This window comes from Nocardioides sp., assembly GCF_014360585.1.
In the GTDB taxonomy this organism is placed as follows: Bacteria; Actinomycetota; Actinomycetes; order Propionibacteriales; family Nocardioidaceae; genus Nocardioides.
Map to the genome: position 1 here is coordinate 1 of NZ_JACIXG010000008.1, position 18,146 is coordinate 18,146.

General features: G+C 69.3%; 18 protein-coding genes. 5 read left to right on the forward strand and 13 right to left on the reverse strand.

Annotated elements, in window-relative coordinates; translation table 11 throughout:
* Both H5T77_RS04475 and H5T77_RS04480 read right to left on the reverse strand, forming a co-directional pair.
* A partial coding sequence (locus tag H5T77_RS04475) for an HNH endonuclease (RefSeq protein WP_292645611.1) occupies positions 1-322 on the reverse strand: 322 nt, incomplete at its 3' end.
* Positions 323-744: 422 nt separating this feature from the next.
* Positions 745-2,133, reverse strand: a complete 1,389-nt coding sequence (locus H5T77_RS04480; protein ID WP_292645612.1) for an Asp23/Gls24 family envelope stress response protein — start codon at positions 2,131-2,133, stop codon at positions 745-747.
* A gap of 265 nt (positions 2,134-2,398) precedes the next feature.
* On the opposite strand from H5T77_RS04480, the gene H5T77_RS04485 reads away from it, so the two are divergent.
* The 3 genes from H5T77_RS04485 (at position 2,399) to H5T77_RS04495 (ending at position 4,693) form a co-directional block, all read left to right on the forward strand.
* A complete protein-coding gene (locus H5T77_RS04485) occupies positions 2,399-3,103 on the forward strand; it encodes an SGNH/GDSL hydrolase family protein (RefSeq protein ID WP_292645614.1) in 705 nt (234 codons plus the stop codon).
* Positions 3,104-3,235: 132 nt separating this feature from the next.
* Positions 3,236-4,156, forward strand: coding sequence for an AEC family transporter (locus H5T77_RS04490; RefSeq protein WP_292645615.1), 921 nt, complete (start codon positions 3,236-3,238; stop codon positions 4,154-4,156).
* A gap of 105 nt (positions 4,157-4,261) precedes the next feature.
* The gene (locus H5T77_RS04495; protein WP_292645617.1) at positions 4,262-4,693 is read left to right on the forward strand and encodes a DUF1707 SHOCT-like domain-containing protein; all 432 of its coding nucleotides are present in this window, start codon (positions 4,262-4,264) and stop codon (positions 4,691-4,693) included.
* A gap of 8 nt (positions 4,694-4,701) precedes the next feature.
* Here H5T77_RS04495 and H5T77_RS04500 read toward each other — a convergent pair whose 3' ends face one another.
* A complete protein-coding gene (locus H5T77_RS04500; protein WP_292645619.1) occupies positions 4,702-6,321 on the reverse strand; it encodes a glycoside hydrolase family 13 protein in 1,620 nt (539 codons plus the stop codon).
* 321 nt (positions 6,322-6,642) lie between these two features.
* Here H5T77_RS04500 and H5T77_RS04505 point away from each other — a divergent pair, with 321 nt between their 5' ends.
* Positions 6,643-6,846, forward strand: a complete 204-nt coding sequence (locus tag H5T77_RS04505; protein WP_179658568.1) for a cold-shock protein — start codon at positions 6,643-6,645, stop codon at positions 6,844-6,846.
* A 93-nt stretch (positions 6,847-6,939) separates the two neighbouring features.
* Here H5T77_RS04505 and H5T77_RS04510 read toward each other — a convergent pair whose 3' ends face one another.
* Both H5T77_RS04510 and H5T77_RS04515 read right to left on the reverse strand, forming a co-directional pair.
* Positions 6,940-7,422 (reverse strand): YbaK/EbsC family protein, encoded by a 483-nt coding sequence (locus tag H5T77_RS04510; protein ID WP_292645622.1) that lies wholly within the window; start codon positions 7,420-7,422, stop codon positions 6,940-6,942.
* 9 nt (positions 7,423-7,431) lie between these two features.
* Positions 7,432-8,130 (reverse strand): spermidine synthase, encoded by a 699-nt coding sequence (locus H5T77_RS04515; RefSeq protein ID WP_292645624.1) that lies wholly within the window; start codon positions 8,128-8,130, stop codon positions 7,432-7,434.
* Between the two features lie 191 nt (positions 8,131-8,321).
* Between H5T77_RS04515 and H5T77_RS04520 the strand changes: the two genes are divergently transcribed.
* On the forward strand, positions 8,322-9,503 hold the full coding sequence (locus H5T77_RS04520) for an MHYT domain-containing protein (RefSeq protein WP_292645625.1): 1,182 nt from the start codon (positions 8,322-8,324) through the stop codon (positions 9,501-9,503).
* Between the two features lie 55 nt (positions 9,504-9,558).
* Here the strand turns inward: H5T77_RS04520 and H5T77_RS04525 are convergent, their stop codons facing one another.
* From H5T77_RS04525 to H5T77_RS04560, 8 genes are all read right to left on the reverse strand, one after another.
* On the reverse strand, positions 9,559-12,534 hold the full coding sequence (locus H5T77_RS04525) for a bifunctional [glutamine synthetase] adenylyltransferase/[glutamine synthetase]-adenylyl-L-tyrosine phosphorylase (protein WP_292645627.1): 2,976 nt from the start codon (positions 12,532-12,534) through the stop codon (positions 9,559-9,561).
* Between the two features lie 50 nt (positions 12,535-12,584).
* The gene (locus tag H5T77_RS04530) at positions 12,585-13,361 is read right to left on the reverse strand and encodes a type 1 glutamine amidotransferase (RefSeq protein ID WP_292645629.1); all 777 of its coding nucleotides are present in this window, start codon (positions 13,359-13,361) and stop codon (positions 12,585-12,587) included.
* 144 nt (positions 13,362-13,505) lie between these two features.
* Positions 13,506-14,843 carry a type I glutamate--ammonia ligase gene (glnA, locus tag H5T77_RS04535; protein WP_179658574.1) on the reverse strand — a complete coding sequence of 446 codons (1,338 nt, stop codon included), beginning with the start codon at positions 14,841-14,843 and terminating at the stop codon, positions 13,506-13,508.
* 49 nt (positions 14,844-14,892) lie between these two features.
* Positions 14,893-15,084: a hypothetical protein gene (locus H5T77_RS04540; RefSeq protein ID WP_292645632.1), complete on the reverse strand. Its 192-nt coding sequence runs from the start codon at positions 15,082-15,084 to the stop codon at positions 14,893-14,895.
* A gap of 11 nt (positions 15,085-15,095) precedes the next feature.
* Positions 15,096-15,845: a hypothetical protein gene (locus H5T77_RS04545; protein ID WP_292645635.1), complete on the reverse strand. Its 750-nt coding sequence runs from the start codon at positions 15,843-15,845 to the stop codon at positions 15,096-15,098.
* Complete coding sequence (locus tag H5T77_RS04550) at positions 15,842-16,477, reverse strand: SatD family protein (RefSeq protein ID WP_292645637.1); 636 nt, start codon at positions 16,475-16,477, stop codon at positions 15,842-15,844. Before H5T77_RS04550 ends, H5T77_RS04545 begins: the two co-directional genes overlap by 4 nt.
* 82 nt (positions 16,478-16,559) lie before the next feature.
* A complete protein-coding gene (locus H5T77_RS04555) occupies positions 16,560-17,189 on the reverse strand; it encodes a maleylpyruvate isomerase family mycothiol-dependent enzyme (RefSeq protein WP_292645638.1) in 630 nt (209 codons plus the stop codon).
* A 110-nt stretch (positions 17,190-17,299) separates the two neighbouring features.
* A complete protein-coding gene (locus H5T77_RS04560) occupies positions 17,300-18,091 on the reverse strand; it encodes a MerR family transcriptional regulator (RefSeq protein WP_292645640.1) in 792 nt (263 codons plus the stop codon).
* Positions 18,092-18,146: the final 55 nt, after the last annotated feature.

Sequence of the window (18,146 nt, forward strand, 5' to 3'; positions counted from 1 at the left end):
GGTTGCATCTTTCACACAACCCTTGAAGGTTCGCGGCGCTGGTCGCGCCGCCGTCTGCGTGGCGTTGGGCGTGGTCGACGTTGCGGATCGGGGCGTCGCAGCCGTTGGTGCGGCAGATCCCACCGTCGCGGGTGGTGATGAACTCGGCCAAGCCATCTGGGGCTTTGCGGGAGCGGGACTCCATCGCGACCAGCTGCCCGGCGGGGTCGGTGAAGAGCCGCCGAATGAAGACCTCAGCGTCGCTGAGCGCCTCGCGGGCCCAGGCAGCCGGGGCCGGCCCGTAGCCCTCGACCATAGCGGGCTGGTCGACGGTCTCGTTCACGCCTCATTATATGTGAATGAGCACCATGCCGCTACCTGTTTTTGCTGGTCAGACACGATCTACGCGATCCGCGAACAAGCGAACCTGATCCCCGCGCCACACCCTCGCCGCCGCCCCGATAATGGCGAAATCTTTCTCGATCAGGTGTCGAGTCAAGGATGGCCGAAGGCCACCGCGAAGCGGCGGGCGGAGCCCGTCCTTGACGCGGCGCATGATCGAGAAACACTGGAGGAAAGGGTCGGCGGCGAACATCAGGAACGAAGAAACAGTCGCTAAGCAAGGTTTCCCCGACGAGAACCGTGTTGGTCTCGACACGCCTCCGCCTAGCGGCTCCGGCGGCTCGACCAGCAGGGCAAACCTAGCAGCGACCGCGTACCCAGGAGCCCCGAAGCACCCAACACCCCGAGGCCCCCGGAAAACGATCAGCCGATGTAGAAGTCGCTCACATTGACATCAACAGCCACAACATCGATGTCGAAGTAGTCCTCGACCGCCTCGATGACCTGAGTACGAATAGCGACAGCGTTGCCCTTGACCTGGGTGCCGAAGACGATCACATAGGACACCGTGATCCTGGCGACGCCGTCGACGATGTCGATCACGGTGCCTTCCTCGTCGATGGCGTGCACGCCGTCGACCTTGGCCACGATGTGGTGGACGAGACGCTCGACGAGTCCCTCGCTCACGGTCGACTTCCCGCGCGACTCGCGAGCGACGCGCAGCACGCCAGTCACGGTCGAGTCGGCGGTCGCCTCCGGCTCAGCGACCGGCTCGGGCGCGAAGCCCTGCGCGGGCGCCTCGGCGGCGTCTTCGCTCAGGTCGTCGGCGACCGGCTCGGTGTCGACGGCGTCGACCTCGACTGCGACGGGCATCTCGGCTGCGACGACCGGCTCCGAAACCGGCTCGACCTCCTCGACCTCCTCCGGCGCGTCGGCGATCTCGCCCGCCGTGTCCTCGGGAGTCGGCTCGGTGCTCTCGGCGTCGATCTCGACGTCGGTCACCTCAGCGGTCTCGGGAGCGACAAGGACGTCCTCGACGGCAACGCCCTCGGCGGCGACCTCACCCTCCGGCTCGACGACGGCCGGCTCGGCGTCGACGGACTCGATCGCGTCAGCAGGCGCGAGGACGTCCTCGGCGTCGACCTCGGTCACGTCCGCGGTCTCGGTGACGACGTCCGTGTCCTCGGGCGCGCCCTCGACGGCGACCTCCTCCGCGACCTCCACGGCAACGTCGGCGTCGTCGGCGTCGTCGTCGGCAACCAGCTCGTCGGCGACAGCGTCCGCCGTCTCGACATCCGCGGCGGCGACGTCATCGGCCTCGACCGGCGCCTCGTCGACCTCATCGACAGCGGTCACGTCGACCTCGTCGGTGTTGTCGGTGTTGTCGGCAACCGGAGCTTCGGCGTCGACGCCCTCGAGCGGCGCCTCGTCGATGGTCTGGACAGCCTCGGGCTCGGTGATCTCACCCGCGATGCCGCTACCGACCTCGGCCTCCTCGGCGGCGAGCTCGGCCACGTCGGCGGCGGGGGTCTCCTCGCTGTCGGTGACGAGATGCTCCGGGTCGGAGAGCGGGTCCACCGCGAGCGCCTCGGCGGTGGGCTCGGTGGCCGTCTCAGCACCAGGCTCGACGAAGGGCTCGATCACCGGCTCGGCAACCGGCTCGGCGACGTACGGGTTGGTCTCGGTGGCCACCTCGGCGGTGGCCAGGCTCTCGGCGTGGACAGGGGTCGAGGTGTCGATCGACTCCCCCTCCCCGGCCGTCGGCTGCTCGTTCTTGTGACGGTTGAAGATGCCGGTGATGAACTCGGACATGTCGGCGCATTCCTTCGAGTGAGGGGTGGGTGTGGTCGAGCGCTCGCAGCTGGGCATGAGGCTGTGCTCGGCACGCGGAGAGTGGAGTCACGTGCCTTCGGCCCCATGTCTTCTACCCCAACGTCGGCCGGGATGAGGAGGCTCTGCGTCGAACCTTCCGGGGACGTTCGCCCACCGTTCAGCCAACGTCGGAGACCCGCCGGAGCACGCGCTGTAAGAACGACCGAAGAGCACGTACGTCACGACAACCGCTCGGGAAGAGACGATGAATCCGCTGCTGCTCCCACTGGTCGCCGCGCAGGCTGCTCACGTCCGCCGGAACATCGGCAAGGAGCCCCGTCCGGCGGGTCCGACCAAGGGTCTTGCGCCTGGCCCGGCGGCCGAGCTCGGATCAAGTCCGCTCCGGCTGCTGGTCATCGGCGACTCGTCCGCGTCGGGGCGCGGCGCCCCCACCCACGACCTCGCGTTCGCCGGATCGATGGCACGAGCGTTCGCCGCGCGGGCCGAGCGCCCGGTCGAGTGGCGGGCGCTGGGGAAGTACGGCGCGACCAGCGAGCGGATCCGGCACGGGGTCCTCACCAAGGTCTCCGGCGACTGGGACCTCGCCGTGCTGCTGGTGGGCGTCAACGACATCCTCGCGCGCCGCAGCGTCGAGGCCTGGACACGGGATCTGACCCCGATCGTCGAGACCCTCCAGCAGCACGCCACCCATACCGTCGTCCCCGGGATCCCGGAGTTCGGTGCGTTTCCGTCGCTCCCCCGCACCCTGCGCCGCTACCTCGCCGAGCGGGCCAAAGTGCTCGACGCGGCAGCACGCCTCGTCTGCGCGGGACGTCGGTCGGTGCAGTGGGTCAGCTCCGCCGACCTGGGTCCGGCCGAGCCGTCCTTCTTCGCCGCCGACGGCTTCCACGCCTCTCCGGCGGGCTACGCGCGCTGGGCCGAGGCGATCTGCGACCACCTCGACCTGTGACCCACCGACGCCGGTCTCAGCCGGTCAGGCGCCGCGCGGCCCGTCGCTGACGGCGACCTAGGATCTGGGCATGCCGCTTCCCCCTCCCCCGCTCGTCACCGACGGATCGCTCGACGTGCGGCGCGGGATCTAGTGGCAGGGGTCTTCACCGGCTTCGCAACGATCAGCGTCCTCATCGCGCTCGGCGTCCTGCTCGCCCAACTGCGAGTCCTCGACGAGCGCGGGCAACGGACACTCTCGACAGTCGCGTTCTACGTCGCCAGCCCGGCGCTGCTGATCACGGTCATGGACGACAGCGATCTCGGTCTCGTCCTCTCCGGCAACCTGGTCGCGGTCACCGGAGGCGTGCTGGTCGCCGCAACGCTCGTCGCCACCGTCGAGACGCTGCGCCGCCGCGGGCTGGGCGACACGGTCGTCGCGGTCCTGTGCGGCTCCTACGCCAACGCCGGCAACCTCGGGCTACCGATCGCTGCGTACGTCCTCGGCGACCCGATCCTGGTGGCTCCGACGCTTCTGCTCCAGATGCTGGTGCTGCAGCCGCTGGCGCTGACCCTGCTCGATGTCGACGCGAGCACCACCAGGCTGTCGTTCTGGGCTGTGGTCCGCCGCCCACTGACCAATCCGATCACCGTCGCCTCCGCGATCGGCGTGGCCCTCTCGGTGAGCGACGTCGACCTGCCCGAGGTGGCCTCGGCTCCCCTGGAGCTGGTGGCCGGGATGGCCGTCCCCTCGATGCTGATCGCGTACGGCGTCGCGCTCCGGCTCGGCCCCCTGCCCGGGCGCGGCGTCCCGGCGCTCGACCTGGCTGCCGTGGTCGCGACCAAGCAGGTGGTGCAGCCCGTCGCGGCGTACCTCATCGGCCGGTTCGTGCTCGGGCTGGACACCGAGGCGCTGCTGGCCGTGACCGTGCTGTCCGCGCTGCCGACCGCCCAGAACGTGTTCATCGTCGCGCAGCGCTATGACCGCGCCACCCTGCTGGCCCGAGACGTCATCTTCGTCAGCACGCTGGCCACGGTGCCGGCGATCCTGCTGATCGTCCTGCTGCTCACCTAGCGCAGGCCCGACGAAAGTCTCTTGCGAGCGCACTTCTTCCGGCGTACCCTCGCGATATATCGGGACACTACGCCGACAGTCGATCGGCCGCACAAGGGAGACGACATGAGCAACCTCGACAACCTGCGGGTGAGCGAGGCCGACCGCGAGGAGGCTTCGGCGAGGCTCGCCGAGCACTACTCGACCGGCCGCCTCTCCGGCGACGACTACTACGAGCGCCTGGACGCGGTCTGGTCAGCTCGGGTGGGCTCCGACCTGGCGGCGCTCTTCACAGACCTGCCCAGAACCGTGCCGCAGCCACCACCGGCCGCCCGAGACCCGCGCCAGGGCCGCCCGCGGGCCTTCCCGCTGATCGCCTGCTTCCTGCTCGTGGCGTTCGGGCTGATCGCGATGGGCGTGCCGTGGTGGATCTTCGCCGCGATCGGCGGCGGGGCGCTCCTGTTTCACAATAAGCACAGCCACAAGAAGCACCACCGCCACCACGCGATGACAAGCGCCTGCCGTCAGGTCCACGGTCGTCCGGGAGCCCAGCAGTAGGAATGGGATCAGTCGGCGGGAGCGAGGATCCAGACCGCGGCATCGGTCGGCAGATCGCCCACGACCGGATCGCCGCTGTACATCACGATCTCGCCCTCGGGCAGCGGCGTCGGCTCCATCCCGCAGTTGAGGACGACGATCAGCTCGCGCCTCGCGCCCTCGGAACCACCGACCCCGCCGCGACGGAACGAGACGACGCCCTCGGGGGCGTCCAGGATCTCGACATCCTCGTCGGCACCGAGCGCATACGTACGTCGCGCCGACAGCGCCGCCCGGTAGAACTCCAGCGTGGAGTCCTTGACCCCGTTCTGAGCCGCCACGGTCAGATCCACCCACTCGGCCGGCTGTGGCAGCCACGGCTGCATCGGCAGCTCCTCCTCAGGCACCTGGCTGAACCCGAAGGGCGGCTCGAACCCGCTCCACGGCAGCGGCACCCGGCAGCCGTCCCGACCACCTTCGCCGGTCTCCGACCACGGGTCCTCCTGATACTCAGGCGGAAGATAGACCTGCGGCAGACCCAGCTCCTCGCCCTGGTAGAGGTACGCGGACCCCGGCAGCGCCAGCATCGTCAGCGTCGCCGCGCGCGCCCGGTGGAGCGCCTGGAGCCCGTCACCGTAGCGGGAGCGGTGGCGTACGACGTCGTGGTTCGACAGGACCCAGGTCGGCGCCGCCCGCGACGGGCCGAGGGCCTTCAACGTCGACCCGATGACCTCGGTGAAGGCCTCGGCAGACCACTGCGCCTGCAGCCAGGAGAAGTTGAACGCCTGGTTGAACTCGTCGGCGCGTACGTAGCGTCGCAGCTCAGCCGGGCCGGGGGTCCAGGCCTCGGCGACCATCATCCGGTCGCCGTCGAAGGAGTCGATCAACTTGCGCCAGTCGCGGTAGATCTCGTGAACGCCCGGGTTGTCCCACATCGGCGCGTCGGTGACACCCCGCTGGTACATCACCGCGGCGTCGGAGGTGAGCGCGAGCCCCTCGGGGACGACCTGGTCGCGTAGGTCCTTGAAGAGCCCATGGGCGATATCGACCCGGAACCCGTCGACGCCCCGCTCGAGCCAGAAGGTGAGGATCTTGGTGAACTCGGCGACGACCTCGGGGTTGTGCCAGTTGAGATCGGGCTGGTCGTCGTCGAAGAGATGGAGGTACCACTGACCGTCCGGGATCCGCGTCCAGGCGGGGCCGCCGAAGACCGAGCGCCAGTTGGTCGGCGGTTCCTCGCCGTTCTCGCCTCGGCCGTCGCGGAAGATGTAGCGGTCTCGCGCCACGGAGCCCGGCTCGGCCGTAAGCGCCTCGGCGAACCAGGGATGAGCCGACGAGGTGTGGTTGGGCACCAGGTCGACGATCACCTTGAGCCCCAGCTCGCGAGCCCGGGCGAACAGGCTGTCGGCGTCCTCGAGGGTGCCGAAGATCGGGTCGACGTCGCAGTAGTCGGCGACGTCGTAGCCGTGGTCGTTCTGCGGCGAGGTGTAGAACGGGCAGATCCAGACCGCATCGACACCCAGCGCGGCGAGGTAGCCCAGATGGTCGGTGATGCCCGGCAGATCGCCGATCCCGTCGCCGTTGGAGTCCGCGAACGATCGCGGGTAGATCTGATATGCGACGGCCTCGCGCCACCATGGCTGGTCCACGTGTTGTCCCACTCTCGTCGGTTGGCTACCTATACCCCGATCTTGTCGATGCGATGCTCGAGATTGTCAAACCGGACGATCCAAACCCTGCCGGGCGCGCCGAATCCGACGCCTGAAACGCCGAGAACAGGGGGATCCCCGAAGTCGGTCCATGGCATGTACGCTTGTCTACGTTGAAGGAGGCGCCCCAAGCGCTTCACAGTTGCTCTCGGCAACCGTTCACGCAGCACTTGGTCTTCCGCGGAAGCAGAAGTCAGGACTCGTGGATTCAACGCCCAAAGGGCGGCACGGAGTCGCCCTGTTTACACAAGGATTAGATTCATGACTCAGGGAACCGTGAAGTGGTTCAACGGCGACAAGGGCTTCGGCTTCATCGCCCAGGACGACGGGGGCGACGACGTCTTCGTGCACTTCTCCGCGATCCAGACCCAGGGCTACAAGTCCCTGGACGAGAACCAGCGCGTCGAGTTCGACGTCACCCAGGGCCCGAAGGGCCCGCAGGCCGAGAACGTCCGTCCGGTCTGACTCTGGCCAAGCTGATCAACTCAGCACGACAGCCTCGCTCCTGCTTCGGCAGGGCGGGGCTGTCCCCTTTCCGGGGAGACCTGACCGGTCTGGTCAGCCGATCTCGGGAAGCCTGGTGACGTCGACCCAGCCCCGGGCCTCGCTGATCGTCTCGAGGTCACCGAGGGTGAGCGCGATGGTCGTGTTGGCACCGCCTGCGGCGGGATAGACCATGTCGAAACGCTTCAGGGAGGCGTCGAGCCAGACCTCTGCGGACGGCGGGTTGCCGAAGGGGCAGACGCCCCCGATCGCGTGTCCGGTCATCGGCTCCACGTCCTCGGCCGCGAGCATTCGCGCCTTGGCGCCGAAGTGGGCCTTGAACTTCGCGTTGGCGATCTTGGCGTCACCGGCCGCGACGACGAGGATCGCGGCGGAGCGGTCATCGGTGTAGAGACTGATGGTCTTGGCGATCTCCGCCGGCGAGACGCCGAGAGCGACCGCGGCGAGCTCGACGGTCGCCTTGGAGTCCTCCGACTCGATGACGTCCCCACCGCGTCCGAATCGGTCCAGGTGGGCTCGGGCCAGCTCGATCGACATGCTCGCAGCCTAGCTCCGCGTCCCACCACCGAAGGAGTCGGTGACCGCTCGGTCGGCGAAGATGCGGTACTCCATCGGGGACGGCGATCCGAACGGGCTGCTCGGCACCGTGCCGCACGCGATGATCAGGTTGCCGGGGCGACGGCCCTTCATCGTCGCCGGCTCGACCCCGATGACCATGCCCCCCAGGTCTCGAGCAGCCGCGACGAAGTCCCGCACCCGGGCGAACGGCGCCCGGTCGACCAGGTTGGCGACGAAGACCCCGGAGGGCGCGAGCACGCGGCGTACGTCCTCGACGAAGGCGGCAGACGTCAGCTCGGCCGGGGTGTGTCCGCCGTCGAAGGCATCGAGGATCACCATGTCGGCGAAGCCGTCGCGGACGTCGGCGATACCGCTCTTGCCGTCGACAGGGCGCACCTTGATCCCGCTGCGCGGCGGTAGCGGCGCCTCGCGGCGTACGCGCTCGATGATCTCGACCGACGGCTCGAGCACGATCTGGGAGGAGCGTGGACGAGTCGCCTGGATGTAGCGCGGCAGCGTCATCGCGGCCCCGCCGACGTGCAACACCCGCACTGGCCCTGGAGGCAGGCGGTCGATAACATCGCCGACACGCCTCATGTAGTCGAAGACGAGACGGGTGGGGTCGCCCAGATCGACGGCCGACTGCTGCATGTCGTCGAGTTCGAGCACATATACATCACTGGGCATAGCTGAGATACCCTACCCCGGCGTGGAAATAGGGGACCTGTTCCTCTATTGTGACCTGCGCTACAGGGGCACGATAGCCCGTTACGACTACCCCGAAGGATACCCCCCGGGGCATTCGCACCCGTCTCCAGATCCACTCCCGCCGATCCCCCACATTCCAGCCGGCGAGGAACGAGAGGAAGTCAGACAGCGTGACAACCATCGAAGAAGTCGCGATCGGGGCCTTCAGCCAACCCCTGGTCGGGATGTCATTCATCATCTCCGTTCTCGGATCGTGGGTCGGTCTGACCTGCGCGAGCCGCGCCCGCCGGGTGAACGGTGGCACCGGGTCCTGGCTCTGGCTCTTCGGTGCGGCCGCCTCCATCGGCGGCGGCGCGATCTGGTCGATGCATTTCATCGGCATGCTGGCCTTCGACAGCCACGTGGCGTACGCCTTGGACGTCGGCACCACCCTGATCTCGCTGGTGGTCGCCATCGCCGCTGCGATGGTCGGCATGCTGATCGCGACAGCTCTGCGCGGCAACGCGGGCTACATCGTCGGTGGTCTGGTCACCGGGGCCGGAGTCGGCGCGATGCACTACACCGGCATGTATGCCATGGACATGAGCGCCAAGATGGTCTGGAAGCCGACCATCGTCGTCATCTCCATCATCATCGCGCTGGTCGCCTCGGCGCTCGCGCTCTTCTTCACCTTCAACGTCTCCTCGCGGCTGATGCGCGTGGGCGCTGCCGTCATCATGGGCATCGGCGTATGCGTTATGCACTACACCGGCATGCTCGCCCTCGAGATCCACAGCTCGCCCGACGACAAGCTCGGACACGTGAGCGGCGCCGACCCGGTCTACCTGGCGATGCCGATCTTCGCGATCTCCGCCGGCATGCTGATCGTGATCGGCTTCGGCACCATGTTCGCGGGCATCAACGACGACCTCGAAGACCCCTGGACCCCGGAGCAGCGGGCCGGCTTCGACGCCGGTTCACCTCAGCTGATGACGCAGGGTCAGGGCATGGGGCGGCCTCCCGTCCCCGGCCAGCCGCACGACCTGCTCCAGCAGCCGCGGCAGTCGCTCCAGCGGCTCCCCACGCGCCAGCCGGCCGCCTCCGGCAGCCCGCATGCGGGACAGCCCGCCGGCGAAGGCATCGGCAGCATGTTCGCCCAGCGCCCTCAGCGGCCGACCCAGCTGCGACCGCAGAACGGACGCTGGACACCTCGCCCCTACGCTCAGCAGCCCTCCGAGAGCCGCTCGGAGCCGCAGCCGGACCTGTTCAACCGTCAGGGCGGCCAGCAGCCCGGCGGCGAAGCCGGCAACGAGCCGCAGCCGCGGCCGCAGCGCCCTCCGGGCTGGCTGCCGCCGCGCAACAACAACCTGTAGACGCGCGTCGGGGACAGGGGCGGTCGCCCCGGTCCCCGACGATGTCTTTTTCGGCTCACTCCCAGAAGACACGCTCGACCACGCCGTGGGCGAGACGGGTCATCCGCAGGTAGTCGTTGACCAGCTCGTCGGTGGCGCCGGCCGGGTAGCCGAGGATGGCCGCCACGGCCTGCTGTTCCACCGGACCCGCGGGCAGGGAGTCCGCCGGGCGCCCGCGCGCGAGGGTGACGGCGTTGCGCACCCGGCTCACCATCCGCCACGCCGCGATGAGGGTCTCGGCGTCGTCCGCCTCGATCAGCGAGGCGTCGCGGGCAGCCTGGAGTGCCTCGACCGTCCGTGGTGTGCGCAGCCCCGGTACGGCGTAGGCGTGCCGCATCTGCAACAGCTGGGCTGTCCACTCGATGTCGGCGAGGCCGCCACGGCCGAGCTTGAGGTGGGTGTTGGGGTCGGCGCCGCGCGGTAGCCGCTCGTGGTCCACGCGGCCCTTGATTCGACGCACCTCGATGATGTCGTCCTCGCTCAGCCCGCCCTCGGGATAGCGCAGCGGGTCGATCATCTCGATGAACGCCTCACGCACCTTCGGGTCGCCGACGACCGCGTCCGCGCGCAGCAGCGCCTGCGACTCCCAGATACCCGACCACTTGGCGTAGTAGGCGGCGTACGCAGGCAGGGTCCGCACCAGCGCGCCCTGCCGTCCCTCGGGGCGCAGGTCCGCGTCGATCTCCAGAGGCGGGTCGGCACCCGGGAGGGCGAGCAGCCGGCGCAGGTCGGCGAGGACCTTGAGCGCGAACTGGGTCGCCTCGCCAGGATCCGCGCCCTCGACCGGCTGATGGACGAAGAGCACGTCGGCGTCGGAGGCGTAGGAGAGCTCGAACCCGCCGTAGCGGCCCATCGCGACGATGGCGATCCGCGTCGGCGGCCCGTCGATCCCGCGCCTGGCGACCTCGTCGGCCACGACCGTGCGCAACGATGCCTCGAGGGTGGCGTCGGTCAGCCTGGACAGCGCGGCGCCGATCGTGTCGATCCCGGCTTCGCCGAGGAGCTCAGCGGCCGAGATCCGGAACAGCTCGCGTCGACGGATGGCCCGGATGTGGCGTACGGCCTCCTCCGCGGAGGAGGTGGTGCGGCGACGCGCAGCGCGGGCGACCATCTCGTCGGTCAGCGCCTCGGCCGACAGCGGCGCCAGGTCGTGGCCCAGCAGGCGCAGCGCCTCGGGCTCCCGTTCGAGCAGCGCGGTGGTGTAGCGAGAGGTGGACAGGATCGTGGCGAAGTGCTGCGCGACCGACCCCTCGTCACGCAGGGAGCGCAGATACCAGGGCGTGACCCCGAGCGCGTCGGAGATGCGGCGGAACCCGAAGAGCCCGGCGTCGGGATCGGAACCCTCGGAGAGCCATTGCAGCATCACCGGCAGCAGCGCGCGCTGCAGCGCGGCCCGGCGGGACACACCCGTCGTGAGTGCTTCCAGGTGTCGCAGCGCCGCCTTGGGGTCGGCGTAGCCCAGCGCGGTCAGCCGCTCCTCGGCAGCCTTCGTCGACAGGTGGACCTGCCCCGAGGGGATCCGGGCGACCGCGTCGAGGAGCGGACGGTAGAAGAGCTTCTCGTGGAGGCGGCGTACCTCGATCCGCTGGTGGCCCCACTCCTTCTTCAGCCGCACCACCGGATCGCGCAGGTAGCCCAGCGAGCGCGCGAGCCAGCGAAGCGACGCCTCGTCGTCGGGGACGACATGGGTGCGCCGGAGCCGGCGGAGCTGGAGCCGGTGCTCCATCCGCCGCAGGAACGCGTACGCCTCGTGCATGGCCTCGCCGTCCTCACGGCCGACGTAGCCGGCGCGGGTCAGCGCCGCGAGCGCGGAGAGCGTGGTCGGCTCGCGGATCCCGGTGTCGGCGCGGCCGTGGACCAGCTGCAGCAGCTGAACGGCGAACTCCACGTCCCGCAGCCCGCCGGCACCGAGCTTGAGCTCACGGTCGGCCTCCTTGGACGGGATGTGAGCGATGACCCGGCGTCGCATCGCCTGGGTGTCGGTGACGAAGCCGTCGCGATCGGCGGCCTTCCAGACGAACGGGTTGACCGCGTCGACGTACGCCTGGCCCAGCTCGAGGTCCCCCGCGGCCGGGCGGGCCTTGAGCAGCGCCTGGAACTCCCAGGTGCTCGCCCAGCGCTCGTAGTAACCGACGTGGCCGGTGACCGTGCGCGAGAGCACGCCCGCCTTCCCCTCGGGGCGCAACGCCGCGTCGACGGGCCAGATCGTGCCCTCGCCGGTGTGGGCCGAGCAGACGTGGATCAGGTTGCTGGCGAGCTGGGTGGCGACCCGCAGCGAGACGTCTTCGGCGACCCCTTCGGCCGCCTCGTGGACGAAGATCACGTCGACATCGGAGACGTAGTTGAGCTCGTGGCCACCGCACTTGCCCATCGCGATGACGGCCAGCCGGACGGCCTGCGCTTCCTCCTCCCCCAGCCGCGCTCGGGCGACCGCCAACGCGGCATCGAGGGTGCCGCAGGCCAGGTCGGAGAGCTCGGCGGCGACGTCGTCGACCGGGAGCTGGTGGGCCAGGTCACGGGCGGCGAGCCGGAGCAGCCAGCGGCGGTACTCGACCCGCAGCGCGTCGACCGCCTCCGCGTCCGGGACCGTGGCCACCGGGCACTCATCTGCCGGCTTCGCACCGACCGCCTCGAGCAGCGACGCCCGGAAGACGTACGCCGCCGGCCTGGTCGTGCCGAGGGTCGGGTCCGCAAGCTCGCGCCAGTGATCGGGGTGGCGAGCCAGGTGATCGGCCAGCGCCGGCGAGGCGCCGAGCACCGAGACCAGCCGCATCGCGGTCCCCTCGTCGGCGGCGAGCTCCTCGACGAAGCCGTCTCCCTGGGACTCGGCGAGCACGACCAGACCGGCCAACGCCTCGTCCGGGTCGGCGGCGCGGCTCAGGATCGCCAACAGCTCCTCGGCGCCAGGGCCGAGACCGGCCAGATCCGCCAAGGCCGCATCCGGGTCGTTGAAGCCGAGCCGGAGCAGCTCGCCCTTGCCTGGCAACGTCATGGACCCGATTCTGTCACTCGACGTTCTCACGCAGCAGGCGCAGGGTTACTTCACGCGCTCCAGGGCCGCGGAGCCGGGATGACACCGCCACGGGTGCCGCCCGGGGCGACGGCGGCGGCGCGCTCGCGGACCAGGCGGGCGAAGCCGTAGGCCAACGGCTGCCAGGTCTTGATGAGCTCGTTCTCGGCGAAGGTGGCCGTCGCGACCACGTCGTCGACGCTGCGTCCGATCTGCTCGAGCTCGTCGGTGGACTCCTCGGCCCACACGGCGACCCCGGCGGCGTCGACCTCGGGGTGGAACTGCACGCCCCACACGGTCGGCGCGAGACGGGCGGCCTGGACCTGCCCGTCGATCGAGCTGGCCAGCTTGACGGCGCCCTCGGGAAGCTCGCCGACGATGTCGCGGTGCCAGTGCATGGCGCGGTCGTCGCCCGCCAGCAGCCGCATCAGCGGATCGAAGAGCACCTCGGGCTCCCAGGTCACCTGGCGAACGCCGACGGTGAGCCCGAACGGACTGCGTTCCACCGACCCTCCGAGAGCCATCGCAGCCAGCTGATGGCCCAGGCAGATCCCGAGCGTCGGGATGCCCGCCTCGGCCGCCTGAGCGATCCGCTCGCGGGTGACCTGCAGCCAGGGGTGCTCGTCGTCGGCGTCGGCGTCCATCGAGCCGCCCATGACGAGCAGCCCCGAGTAGGAGGCGTCGAGCGACGAGAGCTGCGGAATCGGTTCGGCGTACGCCTTGCAGACGTCGACGCACATGCCCGCCTCGGCCAGCCAATGGCCGAACAAAGTCGGCGGAACTGTCTCCTCGTGCTGAATCACAAGCACCCTGGGAAGACTCAACGACATCACTCCCACTCTCCCGTTCGAACCAGTGTGGCACCACCGGATCGGAAGTGTGGAATCGCCCCTTTAAGAGGTTGTCGACGCAACTTCTTTCGCCCGAACCCGCGGGGAGCCGTGGATCTGGGCTCAGATGACCGGCAGCATCCTGGCGCGCTCGAAGTCGGTCACCTGCTCGCGGTAGGCGGCCCACTCGGCGCGCTTGTTGCGCAGGAAGAAGTCGAAGACGTGCTCGCCAAGCGTCTCGGCGAGCAGCTCGGAGTCCTCAGCCATCCCGATCGCCTCGTCGAGGTTCTCCGGCAGCGGGTCGATGCCGAGGCTCTTGCGCTCACGCTCGGTGAGCGCCCACACGTCGTCCTCCGCCTCGCGAGGCAGCTCGTAGCCCTCCTCGATGCCCTTCATGCCTGCCGCCAGGATCACGGCGAAGGCGAGGTAGGGGTTGCAGGCGGCGTCCAGGGTCCTGACCTCGATGCGGGTCGACTGGCCCTTGAGCGGCTTGTACATCGGCACCCGAACCAGCGCGGATCGGTTGTTGTGGCCCCACGCGACGTGAGCCGGCGCCTCTCCCCCGCCGATCAGGCGCTTGTAGGAGTTGACCCACTGGTTGGTGACCGCGGTGATCTCCGGGGCGTGCCGGAGCACACCGCCGATGAAGCTGCGGCCGGTCTTGGAGAGCTGGTATTCGGCACCCGGCTCGTAGAAGGCGTTGGCATCGCCCTCGAACAGGCTCACGTGGGTGTGCATGCCCGAGCCCGGGTGCTCGGTGAACGGCTTGGGCATGAAGCTCGCCCAGATGCCCTGGCTCAGCGCGACCTCACGGACGACGGTGCGGAAGGTCATGATGTTGTCGGCGGTGCTGAGCGCGTCGGCGTAGCGCAGGTCGATCTCGTTCTGGCCGGGGCCGCCCTCGTGGTGGCTGTACTCCACCGAGATCCCCATCGCCTCCAGCATCGTGATCGCCTCGCGCCGGAAGTCGGCGCCCATCGACTGGGCGGTGTGGTCGAAGTATCCGCTGGAGTCGACCGGGACCGGCTCGGCGCCGCCGACCGGCTTGTCCTTGAAGAGGTAGAACTCGATCTCGGGGTGCGTGTAGAAGGTGAAGCCCTTCTCCGCCGCGTTCGACAGGGTCCGCTTGAGCACGTAGCGCGGGTCCGCATAGGACGGCGACCCGTCGGGCATCACGATGTCGCAGAACATCCGCCCGGTGGACGGGCCGTCCGTACGCCACGGCAGGATCTGGAACGTGCTCGGATCCGGCAGCGCCAGCATGTCGGCCTCGGTCACCCGGGCGAACCCCTCGATCGCGCTGCCGTCGAAGCCGATGCCCTCAGCGAAGGCGCTCTCGAGCTCGGCCGGAGCGACCGCGACCGACTTCAGATAGCCGAGCACGTCGGTGAACCAAAGTCGCACGAAACGTACGTCTCGCTCTTCGAGTGCCCGGAGCACGAAGTCCTGTTGCTTGCCCATGCGTGAACACTAACGCTCCCGCGTGACGGCCGGGATCACCACACTGGGCTCAGCGTCCGGGGCCCCTGAAGACGGAGATCACCAGGGCCACTCCGAACCCCGCCAGGCCCGCGCCGATGACCGACCAGGCGGTGCTCGTGCCGCCGTCACCGAGATAACCCATACCGGTCAGAGCCAGCGCCCCGCCGGCCAGGAGGAGCACAGCGGCCACCAGGAGACTCAGAGCCTTACCCACAGTCATGACACCGCAATCTAGGTGATGACCAGGGCGAGGGTCACCAGCGCGGTCATCCAGGAGACGAAGCTGCCGACCAGGAAGTACTCGGTCACGTCGTTGATGCTCGGCCCCTCGCTCTCGGCGCGGAACGACTGCAGCTCGGGCCAGCGGATCAGGCTCTTCGCCGCGACCACCAGACCAGCCGCGGCGAGACTGCCGGTGAGACCGAGCCCGAAGATCGTCAACCGCTCGAGCGGCCCCAGGAGCCGGCCGCCCTTGAGATTGTTGCCGGCGACGCCGTCGAGCGGGTTGGCGACCTTGGTGACGTCGAGGACCAGCTGCACCACGACGTTGCCCGTCGAGATCTGGACCACCAGGCCACCGAAGGCGAGCAGCACCGCCTCGGGACGCGCCGCCTCGACCCAAACCCAGGGCGCCTGCTCTGCCCAAGCGGCGACCGGACCGGCGACCTCACCGGCCACCGGCGCCAGCAGGATCCCGAGGAAGACCGCCGCGCCCAGCAGCGCCAACGGGACCCCGGGGCGGGGGTTCTTGTCGACGCCTTGCGGCGGGTGGGCCAGGAAGCCCCACAGCACGGCGATCCCGGCGATCACGATCACCGCCGCCAGGTCACCTCCGAAGAGGGCCGAGAGCAGGCCGAAGGTGATCACCACCACTGCCCCGATCGCCTCGGGGACCCAGCGGATCCGCTTGAGCGGATCGAGGAGGGAGTGGGCGAAGTCGACCGTGCCGATTCCGATCAGCAGCAGAGCGATCCAGCTCATCGCACATCTCCCAGAAGCTCGTCGGCACGCACGATCACGGCGATCCCGTCGCGACGGATGCGCTGGGAGACCGCGGAGGGGGTGATGTCGAGCTTGGCGGCGATGGCCTTCTGAGACATGGCGGAGAGCATGCCAGAAAGCACCGACACCGAGGAGAGGTCCAGGCGGGAGAAGAGCTCGTCGCGCGAGATCAGCGCGGCGTTGACGGCAGCCGGATCCGGCCCGCCCGCCCTCTCCGCGGGCTGATACCAGGTCCGTACGCTGCGAGAGGCTGCCTTGCTCGCGGCGTCCTCCGCCGTCTCGATCGCAGCCCGTGCCACCCACCAGCCTTCCCCGTCCTCGACCCGGGGATCGTCACGGAGCACGCGCGTCTCGCCCCAGCCGATGCCGTGACGGATGTCCACGACCGGGGCGAGCGCGATCCGCAGCCTGAACGCCGCCTGGATCGCGGCTCCCACCGTCTCGAACGCACCCTGGAACTCGTCGCCCACGGTGATCCGCAGCGGCGTGACCGGTCGCCACTCCCGGTTGATCATCTCGATGTGGTCGGCGAACGCCTCGTGGACCCGCGCACGGTCGGACGTGGTGCGCGAGCCCACGAGGTCACCGATGACGGTCGCTACGGCAGACATATGAAGATCTTACCTTCATTTTGAACAGATGAAGTTAATATCTTCATTTTGCAGAAGTGAAGCGATGCCCGCCACCTCGACGTCAAGAAGCGGTCATCACGGCCACCCCCGGGCCCGTGAGCTCGCCCGGCTCCACCGGGCGGCCGGACAACGCGAGCACGAGCGCGATCGCGGTCCCCCGCACCTCCGGGCCGTCCCCGATCACCGTGTCGGCATCGGTGGCCACCAGACGTGCGCGCTGGGCTCGCTCCTTGCCACCGCCCCACTTCTGCGACGTCCTGGCCAGGTAGCGCACCGCCATCAGTACGTGCTCGACCGGATAGTCGCGCCGCAAGCCCAGCGGCCGCCGGATGTCCTCGCCATGGGCGAACTCCTCGACCAGGCGGGTGGCGAGCGGGGCCGGCGGGGTCGCCGTCCGACCGGCGACCCGGCTGAACGCCGCCAAGGTCTCGGCCGGAACCTCGGCGCGCTCCCGGTCGACACCGATCTGGTTGTCCCGGTCGAAGTCGCCACCGGCGGCGATCATGCGGCGTACGAACCCCAGCCGTGTCGTGGACGCGACATCGATCATGTGGGCGAGCACGTCGTGCACGCTCCAGCCGACGCACAGCGAAGGCGTCGCCCACTGGGCGGGGGCGATCATCTCCAGATCGCTGATCAACGCCCGGCGTTCGGCATGCACTACGGCCCAGACCGCGCTCTTGGACGACATGTCCCGGACGCTACCGCTGCTCGACGCTCCGCGCCCCCGCATTCATCGCCCGACCCGCCAAATCTGTGGAGCGTCATACGCACCGGGTGCGTATGACGCTCCACACCTGCCTACTTCACCGGCTGCTGCAGCTCGGTGATCCAGGCATCAGCGTCATCCGGCATCTCGAGGTAGACCTCGCGGCACGGGCCGGCGAACTCGAGGCCGGAGTCGGTGACGTGGCGGGCCAGCTCCTGCCAGGCCTCGCCGATGCGCGTCATCGGCCCACGGTAGATCGCCGTGACGGCACGGTCGTACGCCGGCAGCGTCCCGACCTCGAGTCCGTCCAGGGCCCTGCCGCCGAGGTCCGCTCCTGCGCCGAAGGTCATCCCGTCACCGACGGCGTCGTACCAGCCGATCGCCGGACCGGACGGCTCGATGCCAGCAGCAGCGAAGGTGCCGTAGACCCGGTCGAAGAGTGGGCCCACCCGCTGCCCGATCTCGGCGATCTCGTCGACACGGTCGGTGAGCTGGGTGAGAGTGAGCGCAGCGAGCGGCTTCTCGGTGTAGGTGAGGGTGGACATGGCATCTCCTTCCAACAGTCGGAGACGTCGCTCCACCTCGCCGAGCCGCCGGCCGTCGGCGTCGATCTGCGAGCGCAGCTCGTCGCGACGCCGCTGCAGCAGCGTCGCCACCTCGGCCGGTGTGCGGCCCTCGTCGAGCAGGTCACCGACCTCCTCGAGCGAGAACCCCAGCGACCGGAAGGCCACCAGGGCGTCGGCCCGCGCCAGCAGCGCCGGCTCGTAGAACCGGTAGCCGCTGTGCGGGTCGACGAAGGACGGCGAGAGCAGGCCGAGAGCGTCGTAGTGCCTCAGCATGCGCACCGACACCCCGGCGAAGCGGGCGAAGTCTCCGATACTCAACATGACGCCGTCAGCCCATCGCCTGACACTGTGTGAGGGTCAACTGCTCTGTCCG

Excerpts from the sequence above, each read along its gene's own strand:
- H5T77_RS04480 (WP_292645612.1), bottom strand. The coding sequence starts at position 2,133 with ATGTCCGAGTTCATCACCGGCATCTTCAACCGTCACAAGAACGAGCAG.
- H5T77_RS04485 (WP_292645614.1), top strand. The coding sequence starts at position 2,399 with ATGAATCCGCTGCTGCTCCCACTGGTCGCCGCGCAGGCTGCTCACGTC.
- H5T77_RS04495 (WP_292645617.1), top strand. The coding sequence starts at position 4,262 with ATGAGCAACCTCGACAACCTGCGGGTGAGCGAGGCCGACCGCGAGGAG.
- H5T77_RS04505 (WP_179658568.1), top strand. The coding sequence starts at position 6,643 with ATGACTCAGGGAACCGTGAAGTGGTTCAACGGCGACAAGGGCTTCGGC.
- H5T77_RS04510 (WP_292645622.1), bottom strand. The coding sequence starts at position 7,422 with ATGTCGATCGAGCTGGCCCGAGCCCACCTGGACCGATTCGGACGCGGT.
- H5T77_RS04515 (WP_292645624.1), bottom strand. The coding sequence starts at position 8,130 with ATGCCCAGTGATGTATATGTGCTCGAACTCGACGACATGCAGCAGTCG.
- H5T77_RS04525 (WP_292645627.1), bottom strand. The coding sequence starts at position 12,534 with ATGACGTTGCCAGGCAAGGGCGAGCTGCTCCGGCTCGGCTTCAACGAC.
- glnA (WP_179658574.1), bottom strand. The coding sequence starts at position 14,843 with ATGGGCAAGCAACAGGACTTCGTGCTCCGGGCACTCGAAGAGCGAGAC.
- H5T77_RS04540 (WP_292645632.1), bottom strand. The coding sequence starts at position 15,084 with ATGACTGTGGGTAAGGCTCTGAGTCTCCTGGTGGCCGCTGTGCTCCTC.
- H5T77_RS04545 (WP_292645635.1), bottom strand. The coding sequence starts at position 15,845 with ATGAGCTGGATCGCTCTGCTGCTGATCGGAATCGGCACGGTCGACTTC.
- H5T77_RS04550 (WP_292645637.1), bottom strand. The coding sequence starts at position 16,477 with ATGTCTGCCGTAGCGACCGTCATCGGTGACCTCGTGGGCTCGCGCACC.
- H5T77_RS04555 (WP_292645638.1), bottom strand. The coding sequence starts at position 17,189 with ATGTCGTCCAAGAGCGCGGTCTGGGCCGTAGTGCATGCCGAACGCCGG.